Origin of the sequence: Prevotella sp. TCVGH, assembly GCF_023522295.1 — a bacterium.
GTDB classification, from domain to species: domain Bacteria; phylum Bacteroidota; class Bacteroidia; order Bacteroidales; family Bacteroidaceae; genus Prevotella; species Prevotella timonensis.
In genome coordinates this window covers 1-20,923 of sequence record NZ_QFFX01000008.1, presented here as the reverse complement: position 1 = coordinate 20,923, position 20,923 = coordinate 1, and the positions used below count along the sequence as shown (strand labels likewise).

Genomic DNA, 20,923 nt, shown 5'->3' with positions numbered 1-20,923 from the left:
TCAGCCTTTTTATCGTAAAGTACATTCGTTTTTAGTAGCTCGATAGAAAGTATCTATGATATTTCCACCATAGAGGCACTGATGAATAAGGGTTGAATCTTGTGGTACACGAGGAGCTGGGGTGCCTTGTGCTACGGTGACAGGTGCTGTCTCGATGCGAATTTCGTCCCATAGATTTGCATTGATGAAGCTCTGCAATGTGGTGGCACCACCTTCTACTAACAATGATTGTAGATTGCGTTGATATAAATCGTCTAACAAATCGGGTAAGGAGATGCCGTGATGTAAGACAAGGCGCAAGGGAGATGGACCGCTCCACTCACGCACATTGAGCTGTGGATGTTCGCGTTCATCGGTTATGCGCCCCACCAAAATGGCATCGTATTCGCTGCGTAACTTGTGAACGAGCATCTTTGTGAATGGCGATGACAGCGCAATGGCACGCCCATTGTCATCGATAAAACCATTGGCAGTTTGTGCCCATTTCAATAAGATATACGGTCGGTGCAGGGTATTGAACACATTGAATTGACGATTGAGCAGCTTGCACTCTTCTTCTAACACACCAACCGTTACCTCAATACCCGCCTTTCGTAGTTTGTCGATACCTCTGCCTTGCACTTTTGCAAATACGTCTATACATCCGCAGACCACTCTCTTTACCCGTTTCTCTACGATGAGGTCAGCGCAGGGAGGCGTCTTTCCATAATGACAGCAAGGCTCCAAACTCACATATAACGTACTTTCGGGCAACAGGTGCTCGTCTTGTTGCCGAACAGCAGCAAAGGCGTTGACCTCGGCATGGGCTTCACCATATTTGATATGATAGCCCTCGCCAATGATTCTGTTGCCACATACGAGCACAGCCCCCACCATGGGGTTGGGCTTTGCCAATGCTCGTCCGTGTTTCGCCAACTGAAGGCAGCGGCGCATGTACATTTTGTCAATGGCATCTTGGTTGATATTCATATTTTTATTATTTTTGTTGTCATGAAAAATTATCAGCAGTTGTGGTCGCAACTCACGCCCTTTTACGATGAAACCGAGGCAAAGGCTTTGATAAGAACAGTACTTGAGGTGCGTTATGGCATGTCGCTGACCGATATTATTTGTGGCAAAGTTAGTGAATTATCAACAGACGAACGCCAATCGCTGCAAGAAATCATCTTGCGTCTGCAACGCTTTGAGCCTGTGCAATATATTCTTGGGGTGAAAGAATTTGGTGGTCGCACCTTCCATGTAGCTCCCGGAGTGTTGATCCCGCGAGATGAAACGGTGGATTTGTGCAGGTGGATTGTTGAACCCATACAAGACTCGAAACTGAAAAATCCTACCATCTTAGACATAGGAACAGGCTCGGGGTGCATTGCCATTACGCTGAGTTTGGAGATACAGCATGCGCAGGTTGCTGCTTGGGATGTTTCCACGACTGCTATTCAGGTGGCAAATCAGAATGCAAGAGACTTAGGAGCTACGGTTTCAATCGTGTGCCAAGATGCACTGAATGCACCAAATGATGCGATGAAATGGGACATAATAGTCTCTAACCCTCCTTATATATGTCCCCATGAGGCGGAAGATATGGAGCCGAATGTGCTTTCGTATGAACCGAAAGAAGCACTCTTTGTGCCAGAAAATCACCCTCTGCTTTTCTATGACGCCATTGCGCATTATGCCAAGACGGCTTTGAAATCACATGGGAAATTGTATTTTGAGATTAATCCTCTCTATCGAAAAGCTGTTGTGGAAATGCTTAAAAACAAAGGTTTCATCGGTATTATGATTAGAAAAGACACCTTCGGGAAAGAAAGAATGGTTTGTGCAGCAGTGCCAGATAGATAGCAAATGGATTACAAGGAATAGATATGTTGAAAGAAAAGAAGCAGGTGACAGAACAGGAGGCTTGGCAGAAATTGTCTAATTGGTGTGCCAAAGCAGAGCATTCAAGTGGGGAGATGCGACAAAAAATGATGAGGTGGGGCATGGCAGAAGATGCGCAAGAAAGAATACTTGAACGGTTGGTCTCGGGTAAATACATTGACGATGAACGTTTTGCACATGCTTACGCACACGACAAACTAACTTACGACAAGTGGGGAAGACGAAAGATAGAGCAAGGTTTGTATCAAAAGGGAGTTTCAAAAGATGTTTATGGCAAAGTTTTGGATGAGATTTCCGATGAGCGGTATATCGAGGTATTGAAGCCGTTGCTCTCGAAAAAGTGGAAAACCATTACAGGGCGCAACGATTATGAGTGTGCCATGAAACTCATGAAGTACGCTTTGGGTAGAGGGTTCGAACTGTCTGTGATACGCAAGTGCATTGATGACATGGAGATACCGACGGATGATTAGCTTTTTTAGTCGACTGTTAGATATCTTAGCTCCACGCTCGTGTTATGTCTGTGGAAGAAGGTTAGCTGTCTCGGAGCAAGTGATGTGTGTCTCCTGCAATCGGCATTTGCCACGCACACATTTTGAACTCAACCCCTACGAGAACGATATGGCGAAATTGTTTTGGGGACGCATTCCCATTGAGCGTGCTGCTGCCTTGTTTTATTATTATGCACAGTCGGAGGTGAGTCATGTGATTTACGTACTGAAATATGACTATCATCCCGAGGTAGGTGAAGAATTAGGACGTTTGACCGCTGTGGAGTTTGGAGCGGCAGGATTCTTCGAAAACATCGATTTCATCGTGCCAATTCCCTTAACTCGCTCCAGAAGAAGAAAGCGCGGGTACAATCAGAGCGAGGAGATAGCACGAGGGGTGAGCGAAGTGACCGGTATCCCTATCTTAAAGAATGTGGTTCGGCGCATTCAGTTCTATGGCAGTCAGACTCATAAGAATCGTTTGGAACGTGTAGAGAATGTAGAAAATGCTTTTGAACTCATCGATAGCACCCTCATCGTGGGGAAGCATGTCCTGCTCATCGATGACATTGTAACTACAGGTGCTACCGTCTGTTCTTGTGCGGAAACTTTGCAACGGGACGGAAGGGTCAAGATAAGTGTGTTGGCTTTAGGGTGTACAAAGAAATAAGCACTGCCTATCCGCAAAATTCTCTATTCTCTATTTGGATAATTTTTACCATTTTTGATAAATCTATTTCGTTGTTTTTGTCCTATTATTTTACCAAAAAACGACCATTCAAAATCTTCAAAATAGAAAAAATCAATAGGCAAACGAACTGCAAAAATAAGCTGATTTTGTCAAAATAAGCACCTTTTCAAGTTAGAACATTGACTTTACGGTCTTGGAAACACTCTTTAGAGGTGTTATTCACATACAGTAGCAGCCTTAAAGCATGCAAATAGTAAGCTTATCTCAATGCTTTAGCCGCTGAAAAGTGGTAAGAATCGAATAGAAAAGAGACAGTTTATCCGTAATATACTCAATAACAATAGATTACAAAAGTTGCTCATAATTCGCGTATTTGCGACCAACTTTGCCGTTGGTTGTTTTCACGCGAGTTATGAGAGGCTATTTGTAAAGAAAATTCAGCATTTTTATCCTCTAATACAGCGCATCAACAATTTCGCCTACTAACAGTAAAACATCATGACATTTCATTCTTTAACAACGAAAAACACAAAAGAATCTAAAAACATTATCGCCAAAGAAATTTCACGAAAGAACGTCCCGTTCTACCTAAAAAACCTAAACACATAGTTACAGTCATTCTCTTTTGACGATAGTTAGGAGAGAGGTTACAACGTATTTCTTTCTTTTCGTTTGAACGTCCACGTTCTTTGTCCTTTTTTATATTGCACTTACATTTTCGTGTTTTCTGTTGATTTCGTTGTTGATTTCTTCTACGCTGTTTACAACAACAAAAGATATTGTTTTTGCGTGAAAGAGCCACGCATTTTCGTGCGTTACTTTTTGTTATCTTGTGTATTTCATTTAACTTTGCAAAATAAAAATATCAATGAATTATGGAAAAGACAACGCTCAAAAGAGAATTTGCTTCAAAATTGTTACAAATCAAAGCCATAAAGCTTCAGCCTAATGAACCGTTTACATGGGCATCGGGTTGGAAGTCTCCGTTTTATTGCGATAACCGCAAGACACTTTCGTTTCCTGCGGTACGAACGTTTGTAAAGATAGGTATGGTTCATGCCATTTTGGAGCATTTCCCCGAAGTGGATGTCATCGCTGGTGTGGCAACGGCAGGCATACCTCAGGCTGCTCTCATTGCAGATACGTTGAATTTACCGATGGTTTATGTTCGTAGCAAACCCAAAGACCACGGACTTGAAAACTTGATAGAAGGTGAGCTAAAGCCCAATGCAAAGGTCGTGGTGATAGAAGACTTGGTGTCTACAGGTGGTAGTTCGCTGAAGGCAGTAGAGGCTTTACGCAAAGCAGGTGCCGATGTTGTGGGCATGGTAGCGTCGTTTACATACGGTTTCCCCGTTGCAGCAAAAGCTTTTGAAGAGGCGAACCTTCAATTAGTTACTTTGACAGATTATGAAAACATGGTTGAAGAAGCCTTGTCTATTGGTTATATTCAAGAGCGTGACTTAGACTTGTTGCACCAGTGGCGTGAAGACCCTGCCAATTGGAGAAAGTAGCCACCAATGGATTGTCAATAACTTACCAACTTTTTTATTCATTTATCAAAAACCATATAAGCATGTCTGCGAAATTTGAAAGTTCTATTCGAGAGATTCCTTATCCTCAACTGGCAGTGTACCAAATGTTGAGCGATCTTAGCAACTTGGAAAAAGTTCGGGATAAGATACCTGAAGATAAACTCAAGGATTTGAATTTCGATGCCGACTCGGTGTCCATCAATTCCCCCTTGGGAGCCGTGCAATTGAATATTATTGAGCGTGATGCACCTAAATGTATTAAGTTCCAAACACAGCAAAGTCCCATTCCACTCACGTTGTGGATACAAATAGTGCCTGTGACAGCACAATCAAGTAAGATGAAATTAACAATTCAGGCAGAAGTCAATATGTTCATGAAAGGCATGATAAAGAAACCTTTGCAAGAAGGGATTGAGAAAGTGGCAGACGTGTTACAAATGATTCACTATGAATAAAGTCGTTATCTTTTTTTGTATCGTACTTTTATGGGTTTCTTGTGGCGACAGTAAAGAGGAATTCAGTTCTGTAAGATGTCACCTGTTGGTGAATAACCAAGAACATCAAGATGCGACACTTGCAAGTGCCATGAATCCTGCATCACCGGGTGTGTACTGTTTAATTCAACAAACGATGAAAGCTGGTGCACCTCATTTCTTTTTTAAGAACAATCAGGGCAACCAGAGCTTGTCCATCTTCCATGCAAAGGAGCAACGTATGCACTTTATCATCGGTTATAACAACGGTGTGATTGTGGGCTATGGCAATCTCGACCAGCCCGCTATTTTTTATGCGTACGACAATCAATGCCCAAACTGCTTTGATTGGCGTCAGATACCACGGAAAGATTATCCTTTAAGTTGTTCGTCTACAGGCATTGCTTCTTGTAAGGCATGTCACCGAACTTATAATCTTAATACAGGTGGAAATATTGTTCAGGGAGAACCGGGGTATAAATTAACTCGATACCGTGCAACGACCACGGGTCCTCATGGAGTACTAAGCGTCAATTAAACATCTATTCAGAATCAACTGCCGATGATAGAAACTCATATTCACACACCATCCTGTAAAATTCAAGCCATAGAAGATGGACATGAAGTGGGACTGCTTGAATTTGAAATACATGAAAACATCCTCACGATTACGCATACCTATGCTTATCAAGAAGGGCGGGGCATCGGGAAAATGTTGATGTCGGCAGCGATTGCCTATGCACGGGAACAGCATTATAAGATACTTCCCGTTTGTTCGTTTGCACGCGTCATTCTGCAAAGAAACGACGCCTACAAGGACTTATGGATAGATGAAGAACAGACGACTTGACTTCTTAACCTTGTCTTTGCACCACGACTTTTCCGTGAAATGTTTTTTGTAGCAATGTTTTTAGTTCTTTTTGCGTCTTTCGTTGTTAAAGATAAGGTGTCATGGTGCTTTTCTGAGTAGTTCAGAGAGAATGGCTTGTTAGCGATAAAAAGCGTGGAGCATCGGTGGTTTTGGCTTTCAGTATTACGCAGAGCGTTCCAACCCTTTTCGTCTATAAAGCCAAATTTCAACACTATTGATGATGTTTTGCCAAAGGATGTAACAGCCCGGACCAACCGATGCAATGGGGTTGAGATAGGTGTAGGCAATCCAAATGGCAAATGCGGTGTTCTTTTGTCCAAGGGCTTGACCTGCATTGACCGTCGCATCGAAGCGCTGTCCAATCATTCTACCTGCTGCAAACTGTGTGACACATAGTACAAGTCCAAGCAAGCCAATAAGGACAAGAAAAGAAGTGGTTGTCTCAGCGTGTACAATGTTTTTCAGTGTTGTGCCTGTAACAATCATTAGCGAGCATCCCCAAAGGTAGTAAGACAGGTCTTTTATACCGATGACCCACCGATGAAATCGATGAAAATGGTGCTTTGCGATGTAAGCCATGAACATCGGAACCACCAATACGATACACACCTCGTTTAATATTTTTAGGAAGGCACTAAGAAAAGTGATATGTTCGGAATGCTCTATCAGTGGGAAGCAAATGGGTATGAGTAATGCTGTGATGAAGTTAGAGAGAAAGGTATATGTCGTCATCTCTTCCAAATTTCCACCTAACTTCTGTGTCACCACTGCCGCCGCCGCCGCACATGGACCAATGATACAAGTGAGCAAGGCTTCCATGAGGATAAGAGCGTTGCCTGTTAGCTTGCATCCCAAGATAACAACCATGATGAGCAAAACAAAGACTACTTGGAAAACACCCACCCAAAAGTGCCATTTCACCGGTATTAGACGTCTAAAATCTACCTTGCAGAAGGTAACAAACAGAATGAGGAACATGAAGAGAGGGAGGATAGCGTCCATGATAGGAGCAAAAAAAGTGGCTGCTCCATCTAACGGGGGAATGAAAGCAAACACACTGTAAGTCGTCATACCAATTGCCATGGAGATGGGTAGCGTCCAGTTCTTGATAAATCTAATAATGCTCATATTTCTTTGATTTGACGGTGCAATATTCGCAAAAAATATTGAGACTGACAAATCTTTGCCCCTTTCGTTTATCAGTCTTGGGTGAAGTGCGTTGTTGTTATGCGCAAAAATGAGAGGGAGGATGGGTCGGTTATCGAAATAAATTTCGTATCTTAGCACTTTCAAAAGTGAGCATCCCATGGAAAAGGATGTTTGCAAACTAAAAACTCATGATTACAACCTATGAAATTCGGAAAATTTTATCTTAAGACTCAACTGCTGGCTCTTGTGTTGGCTGGCTTCAGTATGTCTGTCTCGGCAGCGCAAGACTCTTTCACCAAGTTTGTTAATCCATATATCGGTACTGGTGGGCATGGACATGTGTTCCTTGGTGCTAACGTGCCGTTTGGTGCAGTGCAGTTGGGACCGACACAGATTACACGTGGGTGGGATTGGTGTTCTGGCTATCATTATAGCGATTCACTCATTATCGGCTTTGGGCACATGCACCTTAGTGGTACTGGCATTGGCGATTTGGGCGATATTGCCTTTCTACCAACGTTCGATGCCAAGACTTATACCGAGCGATTCTCGCACGATGCCGAGTATGTGCGCCCAGGTTATTATACCGTTCGACTGGCTGACAGTAAAATCTTGGTAGAGTTAACGGCTACCCAGCGAGCAGGCATGCATCGGTACACCTATCCATTGAGTAGTAAACAGCCCTTGTTAAAGCTGAACTTGAAACAAGGTATCGGTTGGGATAAGATGACAAAGTGCCAACTCACACAGGAAAATCCAACCACTGTAAGTGGCTATCGCTTATCAGAAGGTTGGGCAAAAGATCAGCGAGTGTACTTCGTGGCAGAGTTCTCACGTGCGGTGAAGTTGCAAGAGATGCAAGCCGACAGCGTGGGTGTCTTTTCCTTTGATGACGCCACAAAACCTTTGTTGGTGAGGGTGGGTATCTCTGCGGTGAGCGTGGATAATGCAAAAGCCAATCTGAAAGCAGAAATAAAAGACTGGGATTTTGACCGAGTGGCACAAGAAGCTGATGCTGCATGGAACGATGAATTGGGCAAAATTAAGGTTGAAACACCGAAATTAGACGACAAGACGATATTCTACACAGGCTTATATCACACCATGATAGCCCCTTCTGTCTTCTCAGATGTGAATGGGCAATATCGTGGAAGTGATGGAAAGATTTATCAGGGTGATTTTGTTAATTATACGACCCTTTCACTTTGGGACACTTATCGGGCTGCCCATCCATTGATGACGATTATTCATCCAGAAAAGCAACGTGACATTGCACAGACTTTTTTACATATCTTCCAGCAGCAAGGAAAACTTCCTGTATGGCATCTTGTAGGCAATGAAACCGACTGTATGGTGGGTAATCCCGGCATTCCAGTGCTTGCCGACATCGTTCTCAAAGGCTTTGATGTAGACAAGAAAGCCGCTTATGAGGCGATGCGAACCTCTTCGTTGCTTGATGAGCGTTCGTTAGACAACCTCAAAAAGTTTGGTTATATTCCTTGGAATCGAGACTCTACCTTTGAAACTGTGGCAAAAGGTTTGGAATATGCCTTGGCAGATGCCTGTGTTGCTAAGGTTGCCAAGTTGTTGGGAGAGAAAAAAGACTATCAATACTTCTTCAATCGCAGCAAGTCGTATAAATATTATTTCGACAAGAAAACAGGTTTTATGCGAGGTGTCGACAACGGAAAGTTCCGTGAACCATTCAATCCCTTCCATTCTTCACACCGTAATGACGATTATACCGAAGGAAACGCCTGGCAATATACATGGCTTGTGCCCCATGATGTGCCTGGACTGATCAAACTTTTTGATGGGAAACACCCGTTTGTCACTAAGCTTGATTCGCTGTTCACTATCTCTGGAGATTTGGGAGAGAACGCTTCTCCAGACATTTCGGGTTTGATCGGACAGTATGCACATGGCAATGAGCCAAGTCATCACATCTTATATATGTATAACTATGTGGGGCAGCATGATAAAACGGCAGAGAAAGTACGTGAGGTGCTGAAGACTATGTACCACAATGATTTCGACGGACTGAGTGGAAATGAAGATGTGGGACAGATGTCCGCATGGTACATTCTCTCTTCTTTGGGTATCTATCAAGTAGAGCCTGCAGGTGGACGATACATGTTCGGTTCGCCTTTGTTTGACAAAGCAGTCGTGAATGTCGGTAAAGGCAAAACTTTCACTATCATTGCGCATAACAACAGTGCAAAAAACGTGTATGTCCAGCAAATCAAGTTGAACGGACGTCCGTACAAAAAGTTGTATATTGATTACAAAGATATTGTTTCTGGTGGTACGCTTGAGTTCTTCATGACAGACAAGCGACCATAAGGTTCTTAAAGAGATTACGATTATTACATCAACGAGTGCCCCTTTTCAGAAAAGAGGCACTCGTTTTTTGGCTGTTCGTCATACCTTTGTATCCTTATCCTTCGCGGTAAAACGATTCATGACTTATAGGGGGAGAAGTTAAATAGCGAATGTAATAAGCAACACGGATTGCATATTTAAGCAAAAGATGAACGCAAGTTTTCGACAAATGCTACAAATGTGTTAAACTTGATTTGTCTGAACTTGCGTTGTTTACTTGGTTGATAGAATCAACTTCAACAGTGCTGTTTGGATGTCATGATTTTTAATACCATTTCATCGGTGATGTTCATGGCGTCTTTACCGATGCTGGTGAGGTTACGGATGGAGCGATCTACATCCTCATCAATGATGCCTTCGGCTGAGGTGACGTGCTTGTTCTCCATGGATAGCAATGCCGAGAGTACTGCTGTGCTGACGCCAGAGCTGATTTTTAATGAGCAACTGGGTTTTGCTCCGTCGCAAATGATGCCTGTTAGGTTGGCAATCATGTTCTTAATGGAATAACAGATATGCGCATAGTCGCCCCCCATTAAATAGGTGATACCACAACTCGAACCGATGCTTGCAACCACGCAGCCACAAAGGGCTGACAACTTGCCGAGGCTTTGCTTGATGTAGATAACGGTAAGATGACTTAACGTGAGTGCACGTATCAGTTCTTCTTCAGTATTTTCGTTTTCACTTGCGTACACTACAACGGGATTTGTGGCACAGATACCTTGGTTGCCAGAGCCACTATTGCTCATTACTGGTATCATAGCGCCACCCATTCGTGCATCACATGCCGAGGCAGTCTTGGAAATGATGTGTGAGTAGATGCTATTGCCAAAGATGCCACGGCTTAGCGGTCGTTCCATAGTCTTGCCCAAACAGTGACCATAATTTCCCTTTAAGGATTGTTCCGCCGCTTCCATATTGTATTCTTTAGTTTTCAATAGAAAGGCAATTTCTTGTAATGGGGTAGTGGTTGCGAACTCGTAGACCATTCTAAAGTCCAGTTGTATATCATCTCCTTGTGCTTCAGAACTTGAAGAATGCGCTTGTTGAAGTAAGGGACGGTTGTTTTGCTCTAAGTAAATGAATTGGGTGTGACTTCCTGCAATGACGGCTGTGGCATGGTTCTCACCAGTCTCGCAGATAACTTCAATGTAAAGCTTCTCGGTAATGTCCTGTTTCAGTTGTATGGAGATTCTATTCTCTTTGACATATTTTTTTCCCTCATCCAGCGTTTCAGGAGTTAGGTCTTTAATCACTTCCAATTGATACTCCGACTTACCAACAATGGCACCCAAGGCAATTGCGATGGGAAGTCCTATCATGCCTGTACCAGGAATGCCTACTCCCATGGCATTTTTCAGGATGTTTGGACTCAGTAGAGCCGTAATCTTCTCGGGTTGGCACCCTAATAATTCTGTTGCCTTTGCCGTGCAAAGTGCCACAGCCATAGGTTCTGTGCATCCAACGGCAGGGACTACTTCTTGCTGAATGAGTTGGATAATTTGTTTTCTGGTGTTTTCTTCGAGCATTTCTTTATAGGTTCTAAAAAAGGATATGTGTTTTGTAGGTAATGCGTGTGTATCGGTTTGGTTAGGAGGAGGATAGACTGTTTTTCAATGTTACATTGACGGACATTCAAAAAACAGTCTATCCTGTCCTATAAAGGTAGACATCTTAGTCTTGTTTCTGATACTGCTCCAACCCCTTATGCAAGAAGTCAAGATAAGCAGAAACGTCTTCCTTATAACTATAAGAGCCAGCTAAAGGTTTCCCGTTGTTGTCAAGAGGAACATAGAAAGGCTGGGTGTTAGCCCCAAACTTATTGCTTTGCAGATAGCTCCACTTGTCTCCAATGGTACGCAAAGTGCGTTTCTTTCCGTTGTCGATAACCTCTATTTGCTCTTTGAGTGGCGTTTTGTCGTCCACGAACAAAGAAATGAGCACATAATCTTTGGTGAGAATTTCGGCTACCGATGGGTCTGTCCATACAGCAGCTTCCATCTTACGGCAGTTGACACAGCCAAATCCAGTGAAATCTACAAAAGCTGGCTTCCCTTGTGCTTTAGCAGCTGCCATGCCTTCTTCGTAGTTGGTATAGGCAGGATGCACCTCTTTTTGATTTAGATTGAAATCCTGTGTGTTGATAGGTGGTGCAAAAGCACTAACAGCCTTGACGGGTGCACCCCATAGCCCTGGCACCATATAAACTGTAAATGCCAAGGAAATCAAGCCAAGCATGATACATGCTACCGGCATAGGCTTGTCTTGACCGCCAATCATGTCACTTTGGAACTTGAGTTTACCAATGAGATAGAGTCCCATCATACCAAAGATGACAATCCATAGTGAGAGGAAGACCTCACGATCAAGGATGTGCCAGCCGTATGCCAAATCAGCAACGGAGAGGAATTTGAGCGCAAAAGCCAATTCAATGAATCCCAGTGTTACCTTGATGATATTCATCCAAGAACCCGACTTAGGTGCTTGTTTGAGCCAAGAGGGGAACAGTGCGAACAATGTAAAGGGGAGAGCAAGTGCCAAGGCAAAGCCAAACATGCCAATGGCTGGACCAATCCAGTTGCCTGAGGTTGCCGTTTGTACCAATAAGAAACCTACGATAGGGGCTGTACAGGAGAAAGATACCAACACAAGGGTGAATGCCATTAGGAAAATAGATAGTAGACCAGTTGTTGAGGAGGCCTTGCTATCCATCTTGTTTCCCCAAGATTCAGGTAATCGCAGTTCGAACCATCCAAAGAAGGACAATGCAAACACCACTAAAAGGAGGAAGAAGAAAATGTTGAAGACAGCACTGGTGGCTAATTCGTTTAGTTTATGTGGGTCGGAAAGTGCGGTGACTATCAATCCTAATGATAGGAAAATTACAATAATGGCTAATCCATAAGTAATGGCATCGCGCATTCCTTTTGCTCTATCCTTGTTGCGCTTGAGGAAGAAACTAACGGTCATGGGGATGATAGGCCATACGCAGGGAGTGAAAAGAGCCAGCAGTCCACCCGCAAATCCCATGATGAAGAGATACCAAATAGAACTATTCTTTTCTGAACGACCATCTTGTGCTTGCAGTTCTTGAATAACAGGCTGCCATAAATCAGTGCCAACGGCAGTCGCAGAAGAGTCAACGGCAGCCTCTTTGACAGAGTCCTGAGGCAGGACTTGTGTGGTATCCGTAGCAGGGAGAGATGTCTCTTGCTCTTCTGTAGCTACCTTTTTGTCTTCTTGAGGGGTTGCAGCCTTTGCGTCAAATGTAGGTGCTGTCCCCGACTTCTTAAAAGATACTTCTTGTGGAGGCATGCAAGTAGCATCATTGCAAGCACCGAATTCCAAATAAACATCCAAGTTGTATTTGGGTTTGGTGAATTTCACTTTCTGTACAAACTGCGCATTATTTTCAAAATAACGTAGCTTCATGTTAAAGAGGTTATCCATCTTGGAGATTTCATTGCCTCGTGCCATTAGTTTTCCCACCTTCTCTACGCCATCCATCTTGTTTATGTGAATAGAGGCTTCTATAGGACCACTTGCGCCTAAGTTGGTAGAATAGACGTGCCATCCTTTGTCAATCTTGAGGCTAAATATAATTTCGCCCTCTGCAGAATTATTCGTTTTAAGCTGAGCCGATGACTGTATGGGGTCTACCATCTGCGCATTGGCAAACAAAGCAATGAACAGCAGCATTGCCAGTGTTAATCTCTTCTTCATTTTATTTACGTTTTTATTTTTTTTTGGATAGTCATTTATTATTGATGTAGCGTAACGCTTTGTGTTCATGCTTCGCTTCTTTGTACAACCATGATAACACATTTTTCAAGTATTTTGAGTCCAGTCTTTCGTATCTAAAAAGACATTGGTGCAAAAATATATAATTATAGCGAAATAGACAAATGTATATTTGTAAAAAAGAGAAGGTTGGTGTACTCATTTTGAAATCGAAGAAATAAAATATTAAAAATGTGTGAAAATCTTTGTGACTTACAAGATTATATGCTACCTTTGCAAACTGTAAAAAATGCGGCAATAGCTCAGTTGGTAGAGCACAACCTTGCCAAGGTTGGGGTCGCGAGTTCGAGTCTCGTTTGCCGCTCTTTTTTTTTACACTTTTAGAAAGTCATCATTTTTGTTAGTCATAGCTAAGAAAGTGACTTCTTTCGTTGACAAACAATAGAAGATGACGATATGAATGATTTGCCGCAATGGTGGAATTGGTAGACACGAGGGACTTAAAATCCCTTGGCCAGTAATGGCTGTGCGGGTTCGAGTCCCGCTCGCGGCACACTTTCAAGAAAAATATTATTACTATTTATTACTATGTGCAAAAATCTCATCTTTACTTTATCTGTATGTGCAGCGTTCGCATTCAGTTCATGTTCAAAAATGGGTCCGCTGTCGGCTAACAATTTTACCGTTACTCCCAACCCATTGGAAACAAAAGGCGGTCAAGTTCCAGCTACCATTACTGGAGCGTTCCCTGAAAAATATATGAAGAAAAATGCAGTAGTAACGGTTGTTCCTGAGTTGAGATATGGAAATGGACAGGTTGCAAAAGGTGCTGCTACCACGTTCCAGGGAGAAAAAGTTTTGGGAAATGACCAGATGATTTCCTATCGCTTAGGGGGTCGTTACACCATGAAGACAGCTTTCGATTTTGTTCCAGCCATGCAGCAAAGTGAGATGTACTTAACTTTCATGGCAAAAAGAGGAAATAAGACAGTGAAAATCCCAGCTGTGAAAGTAGCTACTGGTGTCATTGCAACCTCTGAACTGTATAAGCAGCTTTTGTTGAGTGATGGTGGATGCTTGGCACCTGATAGTTTTCAGCGGGTGAATGCCAAGAAACAAGAGGCTAATATTAAGTTCTTGGTTAATCAAGCCAATCTGCGAAGAAGTGAATTGAAAAACAACTCTGTGCAAGAGTTCGTTGCCATGCTCAAACGCATCAATGCAGATCGCGAGAAACTGAACATTCGTAACGTGGAAGTTCAGGCTTATGCGTCTCCTGAAGGTGGGTATAGCTTTAACGACAAACTTGCCAACAAACGCCAAAACACTTCAGAGTCTTACGTGAAGTCACAACTCAAACAAACAGGAGTTGCTACAGGTGTTGATGCGCATTATACGGCTCAAGATTGGGACGGCTTCCAGAAATTGGTGCAAGCCAGCAATATTCAAGACAAGGATGTTATCTTGCGTGTGCTATCCATGTACAAAGATCCCGAGCAGAGAGAACAACAAATTCGCAATATGAGTCAGGCTTTCCGCGAATTAGCAGATGGTATTCTTCCCGAATTGCGTCGTTCACGCTTAATTATCAATTATGAAACAATTGGTAGAAGTGACGATCAAATTAAAGAGCAATATGCGGCAGATGCAACGAAGTTGAGTGCTGATGAAATGTTATATTATGCTTCGTTGGTAGACAATCAAGCAGAAAAAGAAGAAATCTATAAGCGCACAGCTTCTTACTATGACAAAGATTATCGCGCTTTCAATAACTTGGCTACGATGGCTTTTATGAAAGGCGATGAAATGGGTGCAACTCGCTATCTCGAGCAGGCTTTGCGTATCAACCCACAAGCGTCAGAGGCTTTGGCAAACTTGGGTATTTTGGAGTTGCAGAATGGCAACCTCAAAGAGGCAGAAACGGATATTGCGAAGGCATTAGGTGACCAGAACATCAATGTAGCTATCGGTAGTCTCAATTTGGCGAAAGGTAATTACGCTCAAGCAGAAAAAGATTTCGAAGGCATTATCAGCAATAGTGCTGCTTTGGCACAGTTGATGAATAAGAACTATGCCGCAGCTGCTGCAACATTGGACAATGTGAAGAATCCCAATGCTATGACCGATTATTTGCATGCCATTGTAGCAGCTCGTCGAGGCAATAAGTTTGCTGCCGATTCTTATTTGAAAGAAGCGCTAAAGAAAAATCCTGCATTGAAAACATACGCTGATCAAGATCTTGAATTGTCTATCTTGAGATAAGACTTATTTTTGCAATGAAGCATATTGCATACCTTATTTTGCTCACGCTGGTTTGTGTGTCGTGTGGAACAGATAGCCACCATTTTAAGCTTGATGGACAGCTTTTACACATGAACCAGGGTGAGTTTTACGTTTATAGTCCCGATGGCATCATAGATGGCTTGGACACCATTAAGGTTCAAGGCGGTCGATTTACCTACGAGATTCCTTGTGAAAAAGAAGGAATCCTTTCGATTGTATTCCCTAATTTTTCAGAGCAACCAGTTTTTGCACAGCCTGGTAAGTCGGTTGACGTGAAGGGCGATGCCTCACGACTAAAAGAACTGCAAGTAGACGGAACGAAAGAAAATGAAACAATGTCAAAGTTCCGCAAGAAAATCTCCAATGCATCGCCACCCGAAATTCTTAAGTACGTGGAGGAATATGTACACGATAATCCTCAACTTATCGGTGCTCAATATTTGGTAATGAAGTATTTTTTGAAAACTCCAAAGCCCGATTACGTTAAGGCAAAGCAGTTGGTAGATGTCATGGTGAAACACCAAGCCAACAATGTTTCGCTGATAAAATTACAAAAACAGTTGTCTGCTGGTCATGTTGTACAAGGTGGTACATTGCCTTCTTTCACAACCATCGATCTAAAAGGGAATACCATTACCTCTTCTGCTCTTAGTCAGAGTCCACTTGTGGTCATTCATATCTGGGCTTCTTGGAATTATCCAAGCTTAGACATGTTGCGCCAAATACACGATTTGCAAAAGAAGAATGGCGCCAAACTGAAGGTGGTCGGCATTTCCTTAGATGCCAGTAAGAAAGATTGTCGGGATATTTTGCAGAGAGATTCTATCCAGTGGTCTAATGTCTGTGATGAACAAATGTTTGAAAGTAAATTGGCTCATCAATTAGGACTTTCGTCTATTCCAGATAACATACTATTGAAAAACGGACGTGTTGTAGCGCGTGGACTTGACACAGAGGCTCTTGTCACAAAGATAAAGACGCTTCTATAAACCAATTATTATGCTCATTAAAACGTATTGTGCGGCAGTCAATGGATTAGATGTGACAACTGTCACCATTGAAGTTAGCCTCACCAATGGGGTGATGTATCATTTTACAGGCCTTGGCGACGAAGCTGTAAAAGAAGGAAGAAGCCGTATCGCCTCTGCCATGCAATACAACGGCTATAAATTTCCCCATGCTGACATTACGGTAAATATGGCTCCTGCTGACCTTAGAAAAGAGGGTAGTAGTTTCGACCTGCCTTTAGCCATTGCCATCTTAGCAGCCAATGGGAGCATTACGTCCGAAATCTTGGGGCAATATATGATGGTGGGCGAATTGAGCTTGGACGGTACTTTGCAACCAGTGAAAGGAGCGTTGCCCATCGCCATACGTGCCAGAAAAGAGAAGTTTAAAGGACTTATCGTTCCTACAGCCAATGTTCGAGAAGCCGCAGTGGTGAATCAACTTGATGTGTATGGTATGGATTCTATGGCTGACGTCATTCAGTTTTTAACAGGCACCAAGACGTTCCAACCGACAGTCATCGATACTCGGGCAGAGTTTTATGAGCATCAGTATAAGTTTGATCTTGATTTTAGTGATGTACGTGGACAGGAGAATGTGAAGCGTGCATTGGAAGTGGCTGCTGCTGGAGGTCATAATTTGATTATGATTGGCCCTCCTGGCAGTGGAAAGTCAATGATGGCAAAACGATTACCCACGATACTCCCACCGCTTACGCTCTCTGAGAGTTTGGAAACCACACAGATACACAGCGTAGCAGGCAAATTGGGAGCAGGAACATCTTTAATTGCCCAGCGACCATTTCGGTCTCCTCACCACACCATTAGCGAAGTGGCACTGGTGGGAGGGGGAAGCACACCGCAACCAGGTGAAATCACCTTAGCACACAATGGTGTTTTATTTTGTGACGAATTACCAGAGTTTTCGAAAACAACTTTAGAGGTATTGCGCCAACCCTTAGAGGATAGAAAGATTACAATATCGCGCGCCAAATACACCATTGAGTATCCTTGCAATTTCATGTTTATTGCTTCCATGAACCCGTGTCCTTGTGGTTATTATGGCGATCCTACACATACTTGCGTCTGCACGCCAGGGCAAATACAGCGATACATGAACAAAATCAGTGGACCTTTGCTGGATCGCATCGATATTCAATGCGAAATTACCCCCGTACCTTTTAAGGACATCTCTCGAACAAAACCTGGAGAGCCGAGTGCAGATATTCGGCAAAGGGTGCTGAAAGCACGTGCCATACAGACAGAGAGATTTCAAAACCACAAGGGTATCTATTGTAATGCCCAAATGACCGAGCGCATGATACATCAATATGCCGAACCCAATCAGGATGGGGTAGAGATGTTGCGAGTTGCTATGGAGCGGATGAGCCTGTCAGCTCGTGCCTATAGTCGTATCTTGAAAGTCGCTCGTACCATTGCAGACTTATCCGCGTCTCCAGAAGTGTTGACCGAACACTTGGCTGAGGCGATTAGTTATCGCAATTTAGATCGTGGCGATTGGGCGGAAAGATAAATTGTTGTTCCTTTTAGGTTAATCCTTTCTTTCCTTTTTGTATAAACGTACGAAAAGTTCCCTATTCCTATACATTTTTTTGTTCTTCAATAATTGAACGCATTCCTAATTCGCTTGATGAACCGCTGCATTTTAGTTCGTATTTACATCCAATTGTTCGGAAAAATTGGATAAAGCAAATGATATGTAAATTTATCATCGAAAATTTGTAATGTACCTTTTAATTGTTTATCTTTGGAAAAACTTACTTAAACAATTAGACGTATGGTACATGAAAACAAAACAACAGGATTATTTCCTTGGGTGCTGATGATTTTGATGTCATCGGTCACTTTTGTCGGAATTTTGTCGGAATTACTGCCTTCAGGCGTGTTACAACAGATTATGGGAGACTTAGAAATCAATGAAGTTGAAGCCGGTCGAATGGTCGGCTTATATGCTCTTGCCTCGGCAATCTTTGGTATTCCTCTCATTTCTGCCACAATGCACCTCAACCGCAAAAACCTACTGTTACTGTTGCTAATCGGCTTTGCGATTTGTAACATCTTGTCGGGTTTGGTGCATAACTACTATCTGATATTGGCACTGCGTTTCATTGGTGGTATCAGTGCAGGAGTGATGTGGCCCATGATTGCAGCCTATGGTATGCGACTCGTTGAACCAAGTCATCAAGGTAGAGCTGTAGCCGTTATTATGGCAGGCAACACGTTAGGTATTAGCCTTGGAATGCCTTTGATGACCTCTGTTGGTGATCAGTTTGGTTGGCGCATTGAGTTCATTGTATTAGGTCTCTTGGTGGCTCTGATTGCTTTGTTGTCACTCTTCATGTTGCCGTCAACACCGGGCGAGAAGCTCACATCGAGCACTTCACCATTCGCCATGCTCAAGAATAAGTCCATCCTACTCATTATTTTGCTCACCTTGTTGGGCGTTTGTGGACATTATGGAGTCTATACCTACATTACCCAATTGGTAGGAGAGATAGGCATTGAAGGTGGCGTCGAGATGGCGTTGCTTGTTTTCGGCATCGGTTCTTTGATTTCCATTATTATTGCTACGAAGTATATTGACATGTATCTGCGTGAGCTTACTGTGTTGATGTTTGCTCTCCTTGGCATCGCTATGTTGCTGTTCTACTTCTTTAAGGGTGCCAGCGGCATTTCTCATTTCGGTTTCTTCTTGTGGGGATTGTCATTTGGACCACTCGTTACGTTGTTCCAGGCAGCTGTGGGCAACCAAGTAGAGAAAGCCAAGGATGTGGCAATGTCGGTGCAGTCGTGCATGTTTAACCTCTCTATTATGGTCACAACTTGGATTGCAGGACTGCTGTTGATACGCTTTGGAGCGTTCAGCCTGTTGTGGTATGCGGTAGTAATGGCGGTTCCAGGAATGATTATTTCTATCTTTGCAAGACACACATTGCGTCGGATAGGATAATTTACAAGTAAAATATAATCACAAAAAAGGCTACTTCTTTCGATAGTAGCCTTTTTTGTGATTATAACTTTAGAGTTTGAACAGTCAATTTCTCAACTTGTTCGCTCGTTATTTTTGTCCTTACATCTTGAAAGGAATCTCATATTCTGTCGGTTTCTTCTTAAACAAGAATTCACCCTTTCTTACAGAAGCCAGCACACCAACACGTCTGCGGATGCAATCCCATGAGCTGTCGCCGTCCAGAACGATAAAGTTAGCATCCTTGCCTTCTTCCAGTCCGTATGCGTTATGGATGTTCAAACACTTAGCACCGTTGTAAGTAATCATATCGAAAGCATTTTCTACTTCCTCTGGGCTTGCATATTGTGATAGGTGAATGGCATTATCCAGAATATTCATCATATTACCGCTTCCTAATGGATACCATGGATCGTTAATAGAGTCCTGAGCCAGTGCAACATTGATACCCATGTGCATGAACTCTTTGATACGTGTCAAACCGCGACGTTTTGGATAAGTATCCTGACGACCTTGCAGGTATGCGTTCTCTGTGGGGCAGGAGATGAAGTTCATCTTACTTCTCTTAAACATGTCGAACATTCTGTATGCGTACGAGTTGTCAGCCGAACCGAACGAACAAGTGTGACTGGCGGTGGTCTTTGTACCATAATCCTCGAGATATACCAGTGCGTTCAAAATCTCTACGAATCTTGCCATGGTGTCGTCGGTCTCGTCGCAGTGAACGTCAATCAGCACGTTGTATTTCATCGCCATTTCAACAATATCGTGGATAGATTTCTCACCAAACTCTCTTGCGGGCTCGTAGTGTGGAATACCACCAACCACGTCAGCTCCCATTTTCAGAGCCTCTTCCACCAATTCTTTTCCACCCTTGTAGGTGTACATACCGTTTTGTGGGAAAGCAACTACCTGGATGTCTACAATATCCTTCATCTCTTCTTTCAGTTCCATAAGAGCCTTGAAGCCGATAAACTTTGGATCGGTGACGTCGGTCTGTGCGCGGATAAACTGTACACCCTGTGATACTTCGTCCTCAATACCCTTGCGTGCCAACTTCTTCACACCCTCTATGGTCATTGTTGCCTTATATTTGGGCCAGTTCTCAATAGCCTCGTAAAGCGTACCTGATGCAGCGCCAATACCTTCCATCTCTGCCAGCGTGTAAACATAGTCTAAGTGCAAGTGTGGATCTACGTAAGGAGGAAGCACAAACTTACCCTTCAGGTCAATCTCCTCGTCACATTTAGGCAGATTATTGCCAATTTGAGCAATCTTGCCATTCTCCACAATCATTTCCGTTGCTGAACTGTTGCGATAAAATTTCGCATTAAAAAATTTTCTTTTCATAGTCTTCTATGTTGCTTTCCAAATAATTGGAAAATATTTGTAATTTATTAACTGTTCATTATCATTCACTTAGCGTGAAG

Annotated in this window: 17 protein-coding genes and 2 tRNA genes; 14 read left to right on the top strand and 5 right to left on the bottom strand. The window is 43.0% G+C overall.

Annotated elements, in window-relative coordinates; genetic code table 11:
- Positions 1-9: 9 nt before the first annotated feature.
- Complete coding sequence (gene ribD / locus DEM91_RS02590; protein ID WP_249857892.1) at positions 10-969, bottom strand: bifunctional diaminohydroxyphosphoribosylaminopyrimidine deaminase/5-amino-6-(5-phosphoribosylamino)uracil reductase RibD; 960 nt, start codon at positions 967-969, stop codon at positions 10-12.
- A 21-nt stretch (positions 970-990) separates the two neighbouring features.
- Here ribD and prmC point away from each other — a divergent pair, with 21 nt between their 5' ends.
- From prmC to DEM91_RS02555, 7 genes are all read left to right on the top strand, one after another.
- A complete protein-coding gene (gene prmC, locus DEM91_RS02585; RefSeq protein ID WP_249857891.1) occupies positions 991-1,842 on the top strand; it encodes a peptide chain release factor N(5)-glutamine methyltransferase in 852 nt (283 codons plus the stop codon).
- Between the two features lie 23 nt (positions 1,843-1,865).
- A complete protein-coding gene (locus DEM91_RS02580; RefSeq protein ID WP_249857890.1) occupies positions 1,866-2,354 on the top strand; it encodes a regulatory protein RecX in 489 nt (162 codons plus the stop codon).
- The gene (locus tag DEM91_RS02575; RefSeq protein ID WP_249857889.1) at positions 2,326-3,042 is read left to right on the top strand and encodes a ComF family protein; all 717 of its coding nucleotides are present in this window, start codon (positions 2,326-2,328) and stop codon (positions 3,040-3,042) included. The genes DEM91_RS02580 and DEM91_RS02575 overlap by 29 nt, the downstream gene beginning before the upstream one ends.
- Positions 3,043-3,938: 896 nt before the next feature.
- Positions 3,939-4,577 carry an orotate phosphoribosyltransferase gene (gene pyrE / locus DEM91_RS02570; protein ID WP_195254032.1) on the top strand — a complete coding sequence of 213 codons (639 nt, stop codon included), beginning with the start codon at positions 3,939-3,941 and terminating at the stop codon, positions 4,575-4,577.
- A 62-nt stretch (positions 4,578-4,639) separates the two neighbouring features.
- Positions 4,640-5,053: a hypothetical protein gene (locus DEM91_RS02565; protein ID WP_008123617.1), complete on the top strand. Its 414-nt coding sequence runs from the start codon at positions 4,640-4,642 to the stop codon at positions 5,051-5,053.
- Entirely contained in the window at positions 5,046-5,609 is a 564-nt protein-coding gene (locus tag DEM91_RS02560; RefSeq protein ID WP_249857888.1) for a hypothetical protein, read from the top strand. Before DEM91_RS02565 ends, DEM91_RS02560 begins: the two co-directional genes overlap by 8 nt.
- A gap of 24 nt (positions 5,610-5,633) precedes the next feature.
- Positions 5,634-5,921, top strand: coding sequence for a GNAT family N-acetyltransferase (locus tag DEM91_RS02555; protein WP_249857887.1), 288 nt, complete (start codon positions 5,634-5,636; stop codon positions 5,919-5,921).
- 183 nt (positions 5,922-6,104) lie between these two features.
- On the opposite strand, the gene DEM91_RS02550 is transcribed toward DEM91_RS02555, so the two are convergent.
- Complete coding sequence (locus tag DEM91_RS02550) at positions 6,105-7,070, bottom strand: transporter (protein ID WP_249857886.1); 966 nt, start codon at positions 7,068-7,070, stop codon at positions 6,105-6,107.
- Positions 7,071-7,292: 222 nt separating this feature from the next.
- Between DEM91_RS02550 and DEM91_RS02545 the strand changes: the two genes are divergently transcribed.
- Positions 7,293-9,434, top strand: coding sequence for a GH92 family glycosyl hydrolase (locus DEM91_RS02545; RefSeq protein WP_410525617.1), 2,142 nt, complete (start codon positions 7,293-7,295; stop codon positions 9,432-9,434).
- Between the two features lie 275 nt (positions 9,435-9,709).
- On the opposite strand, the gene DEM91_RS02540 is transcribed toward DEM91_RS02545, so the two are convergent.
- Both DEM91_RS02540 and DEM91_RS02535 read right to left on the bottom strand, forming a co-directional pair.
- A complete protein-coding gene (locus DEM91_RS02540) occupies positions 9,710-11,002 on the bottom strand; it encodes a serine dehydratase subunit alpha family protein (protein ID WP_249857885.1) in 1,293 nt (430 codons plus the stop codon).
- 145 nt (positions 11,003-11,147) lie between these two features.
- Positions 11,148-13,196, bottom strand: a complete 2,049-nt coding sequence (locus DEM91_RS02535) for a protein-disulfide reductase DsbD family protein (protein ID WP_249857884.1) — start codon at positions 13,194-13,196, stop codon at positions 11,148-11,150.
- Between the two features lie 309 nt (positions 13,197-13,505).
- Here DEM91_RS02535 and DEM91_RS02530 point away from each other — a divergent pair.
- The 6 genes from DEM91_RS02530 to DEM91_RS02505 all read left to right on the top strand — a co-directional run bounded on the left by DEM91_RS02530 (position 13,506) and on the right by DEM91_RS02505 (position 19,475).
- A tRNA-Gly gene (locus DEM91_RS02530) sits at positions 13,506-13,578 on the top strand.
- A gap of 103 nt (positions 13,579-13,681) precedes the next feature.
- Positions 13,682-13,767, top strand: a tRNA-Leu gene (locus tag DEM91_RS02525).
- Positions 13,768-13,802: 35 nt separating this feature from the next.
- Positions 13,803-15,476, top strand: coding sequence for a tetratricopeptide repeat protein (locus tag DEM91_RS02520; RefSeq protein WP_249857883.1), 1,674 nt, complete (start codon positions 13,803-13,805; stop codon positions 15,474-15,476).
- A gap of 14 nt (positions 15,477-15,490) precedes the next feature.
- A complete protein-coding gene (locus tag DEM91_RS02515) occupies positions 15,491-16,486 on the top strand; it encodes a TlpA disulfide reductase family protein (protein WP_249857882.1) in 996 nt (331 codons plus the stop codon).
- Between the two features lie 10 nt (positions 16,487-16,496).
- A complete protein-coding gene (locus tag DEM91_RS02510; protein WP_195252967.1) occupies positions 16,497-18,038 on the top strand; it encodes a YifB family Mg chelatase-like AAA ATPase in 1,542 nt (513 codons plus the stop codon).
- A 264-nt stretch (positions 18,039-18,302) separates the two neighbouring features.
- Positions 18,303-19,475: an MFS transporter gene (locus DEM91_RS02505; protein WP_249857881.1), complete on the top strand. Its 1,173-nt coding sequence runs from the start codon at positions 18,303-18,305 to the stop codon at positions 19,473-19,475.
- A 120-nt stretch (positions 19,476-19,595) separates the two neighbouring features.
- On the opposite strand, the gene DEM91_RS02500 is transcribed toward DEM91_RS02505, so the two are convergent.
- Positions 19,596-20,843 carry an amidohydrolase family protein gene (locus tag DEM91_RS02500; protein ID WP_249857880.1) on the bottom strand — a complete coding sequence of 416 codons (1,248 nt, stop codon included), beginning with the start codon at positions 20,841-20,843 and terminating at the stop codon, positions 19,596-19,598.
- Positions 20,844-20,923: the final 80 nt, after the last annotated feature.